This is a genomic window from Pseudomonas sp. BN411, from assembly GCF_029871235.1.
Classification (GTDB): domain Bacteria; phylum Pseudomonadota; class Gammaproteobacteria; order Pseudomonadales; family Pseudomonadaceae; genus Metapseudomonas.
The window spans coordinates 1-2,447 of record NZ_SSOM01000051.1 but is presented as its reverse complement, the minus strand read 5'-3'; the positions used below and the strand labels follow the sequence as shown (position 1 = coordinate 2,447).

Below are 2,447 nucleotides of genomic sequence, written 5' to 3'. Positions count from 1 at the left end.
TTCGTCGACAAGGTCGAGCAGCTGGCCATCGACCGCGCCAAGCAGCTGTTCGGTGCCGATTACGCCAACGTCCAGCCGCACTCCGGTTCCCAGGCCAACAGCGCCGTCTACCTGGCCCTGCTGAACGCCGGTGACACCATCCTCGGCATGAGCCTGGCCCACGGCGGCCACCTGACTCACGGCGCCAAGGTCTCCTCCTCCGGCAAGCTCTATAACGCCGTGCAGTACGGTATCGATGGCAATGGCCTGATCGACTACGACGAAGTCGAGCGCCTGGCCGTGGAGCACAAGCCGAAGATGATCGTCGCCGGCTTCTCCGCCTACTCCAAGACCCTCGACTTCCCACGCTTCCGCGCCATCGCCGACAAGGTCGGGGCGCTGCTGTTCGTCGACATGGCCCACGTCGCCGGTCTGGTCGCCGCTGGCCTGTACCCCAACCCGCTGCCCTACGCCGACGTGGTCACCACCACCACTCACAAGACCCTGCGAGGCCCCCGTGGCGGCCTGATCCTCGCGCGCAAGAACGATGAGATCGAAAAGAAGCTGAACTCCGCCGTGTTCCCGGGCGCCCAGGGCGGTCCGCTGATGCACGTGATCGCCGCCAAGGCGGTGTGCTTCAAGGAGGCACTGGAGCCGGACTTCAAGGACTACCAGGCCCAGGTGATCAAGAACGCCCAGGCCATGGCCAAGGTGTTCATTGGGCGCGGCTACGACGTGGTGTCCGGCGGCACCGACAACCACCTGTTCCTGGTCAGCCTGATCCGCCAGGGCATCACCGGCAAGGACGCCGACGCCGCCCTCGGCCGCGCCCACATCACCGTGAACAAGAACGCCGTGCCGAACGACCCGCAGTCGCCCTTCGTGACCTCAGGCCTGCGCATCGGCACCCCGGCAGTCACCACCCGTGGCTTCCAGGAGCCGGAATGCAGCGCCCTCGCGAGCTGGATCTGCGACATCCTCGACCACCTCGGCGATGCCGATGTCGAGGCCCAGGTGGCCAAGCAGGTCGCGGCGCTCTGCACCCGCTTCCCGGTATACCCGGCCTGATCCCTCTTCCGGGAGTCGAGATATGTCGCTCAGCGTTTTCGATCTGTTCAAGGTGGGCATCGGCCCCTCCAGCTCCCACACCGTGGGGCCGATGCGCGCCGCCGCGCGTTTCGCCGAGGGACTGAAACGAGACCACCTGCTGGAGCGGGTGGCCAGCGTCCGGGCGGAGCTGTATGGCTCCCTCGGCGCCACCGGCAAGGGCCACGGCAGCGACAAGGCCGTGCTGCTCGGACTGGAAGGCGAACACCCGGACCTGGTGGACACCAGCACGGTAGAACTGCGCCTGGCGACCATTCGGGAAATCGGGTCCATCAACCTGCTAGGGGAGCAACCGATCCCGTTCGTGGAAAAGGAGCACCTGGCGCTGATCCGCAAGCCGCTCCCCTACCACCCCAACGGCATGATCTTCCGCGCCTTCGACGCCGCCGGCATCCAGATCCGCGCCCGCGAGTACTACTCGGTGGGCGGCGGCTTCGTGGTGGACGAAGAGGCCGCGGGCCTGGACCGCATCGTCGAAGACCGCACGCCGCTGCCCTACCCGTTCAAGACCGGCAAGGAGATGCTCGCCCAGTGCGCCGCCAGCGGGCTCTCCATCAGTGGCCTGATGCGCGAGAACGAGAAGGCCTGGCGCACCCCGGAGGAGACCAGCGCCGGGTTGCTGAAGATCTGGCAGGTGATGCAGGACTGCGTGAAGGTCGGCTGCCGCAAGGAAGGCATCATGCCCGGCGGATTGAAGGTCAAACGCCGCGCCGCCGCGCTCTACCGCCAGCTTAGCGAGCAGCCGGAAGCCAACCTGCGCGACAGCCTCTCGGTGCTCGACTGGGTCAACCTCTACGCCCTGGCGGTGAACGAGGAAAACGCCACCGGCGGCCGTGTGGTCACCGCGCCCACCAACGGCGCGGCGGGCATCGTCCCGGCGGTGCTGCACTACTACAGCCGCTTCGTGCCCGGCGCCAATGACGACGGCGTCGAGCGCTTCCTGCTCACCGCCGCCGCCATCGGCATCCTCTACAAGGAAAACGCCTCCATCTCCGGCGCTGAGGTCGGCTGCCAGGGCGAGGTCGGCGTGGCCTGCTCGATGGCCGCCGGCGCGCTCTGCGAAGTCCTCGGCGGCACCCCGCAGCAGGTGGAGAACGCCGCCGAGATCGGCATGGAACACAACCTCGGGCTGACCTGCGACCCGGTCGGCGGCCTGGTCCAGGTGCCCTGCATCGAGCGCAACGCGATGGGCTCGGTGAAGGCCATCAACGCCGCACGCATGGCCCTGCGCGGCGACGGCCAGCACTTCATCTCGCTCGACAAGGTGATCCGCACCATGCGCCAGACCGGCGCCGACATGAAGAGCAAGTACAAGGAAACCGCCCGCGGCGGCCTCGCCGTGAACATCATCGAATGCTGAT

Annotated in this window: 2 protein-coding genes; both read left to right on the top strand. The window is 67.4% G+C overall.

Features of this window, described 5'->3' with window-relative positions:
* Nucleotides 1–1,047, top strand: a 1,047-nt coding sequence (gene glyA / locus E8F06_RS07160; RefSeq protein ID WP_280365646.1) for a serine hydroxymethyltransferase, incomplete at its 5' end; no start/stop codon positions are given.
* Nucleotides 1,048–1,069: 22 nt separating this feature from the next.
* Entirely contained in the window at nucleotides 1,070–2,446 is a 1,377-nt protein-coding gene (locus E8F06_RS07155; RefSeq protein WP_280365644.1) for an L-serine ammonia-lyase, read from the top strand.
* Nucleotide 2,447: the final 1 nt, after the last annotated feature.

What these genes read in the sequence shown, in the direction of transcription:
- E8F06_RS07155 (WP_280365644.1), top strand. Translation starts at nt 1,070, where the DNA reads ATGTCGCTCAGCGTTTTCGATCTGTTCAAGGTGGGCATCGGCCCCTCC.